This is a genomic window from Mesorhizobium sp. M1E.F.Ca.ET.041.01.1.1, assembly GCF_003997355.1.
In the GTDB taxonomy this organism is placed as follows: domain Bacteria; phylum Pseudomonadota; class Alphaproteobacteria; order Rhizobiales; family Rhizobiaceae; genus Mesorhizobium.
In genome coordinates this window covers 1-786 of sequence record NZ_RZSL01001135.1, presented here as the reverse complement: position 1 = coordinate 786, position 786 = coordinate 1, and the positions used below count along the sequence as shown (strand labels likewise).

Sequence of the window (786 nt, the reverse complement as noted above, 5' to 3'; positions counted from 1 at the left end):
CAGCAGCGACGCCGATGCGTCGACCCTCGCCAGCAGTCCCCCCGCCACAAAGTCGAGCGACCCTGCAATCTGGTAAGTCAACGCAAGCGCGGCCAGAAGCACACTTTTTGACGCGCCCATCAAATAGACGAGGTACTTGCGGCTGCCCGCCCATCCCTCCTCGTCCTCATGGTGGTAGACAAGCGGATAGGTCACAAGGCTCAGCGCCTCGTAGAAGATTACCAGCGTGAACAGGTTGGCGGCGAAGGCGCCGCCGGCGGCTGCCGCGAGACTGGCGGCGAAGCAGGCGAAGAACCGGGTCTGCGCATGCTCATTCAAGTGCCGCATGTAACCGATGGAATAGATCGACGCCACGATCCACAGCAGCGACGAGACGGTGGCAAACACCATGCCGAGCGCATCGACACGGAAAGCGAAGTCGATCCCTGGCAGAATTTCGAACAGGCGCAAATCGATTGTCCTGCCCGCCAGCACCGTGGGCGCCATCGAGGCGACAATTGCGAACATGGCGATCGCGGCCAACGGCGAGACGGCATCGCGAAGTTTCTCGCGCTTATCTAGAAGGAGTACTGCAAGAGCCGCAAGAATTGCGACGGCGACGGCAAGCAGTGGCCGGATCGATATCACCGGCTATCCTTTCATAATGGTCACTTCGTCGACCTTGAGAGTGGACTTGTTCCTCGCGAGGGCGACCAAGATACCAAGGGCAACGGCAACCTCCGCCGCAGTGATTGCGATGACGAAGATTGCAAATATCTGCCCGCGGAAGTCGTCGTAGTAATGCCC

2 protein-coding genes are annotated in these 786 nt (G+C 59.8%); both read right to left on the bottom strand.

Annotated elements, in window-relative coordinates; translation table 11 throughout:
- On the bottom strand, positions 1-627 hold a 627-nt coding region (locus EOA38_RS37920), incomplete at its 3' end, for a proton-conducting transporter membrane subunit (RefSeq protein ID WP_281060189.1).
- 3 nt (positions 628-630) lie between these two features.
- Positions 631-786, bottom strand: a 156-nt coding sequence (locus EOA38_RS37915) for an NADH-quinone oxidoreductase subunit K (protein WP_145966352.1), incomplete at its 5' end; no start/stop codon positions are given.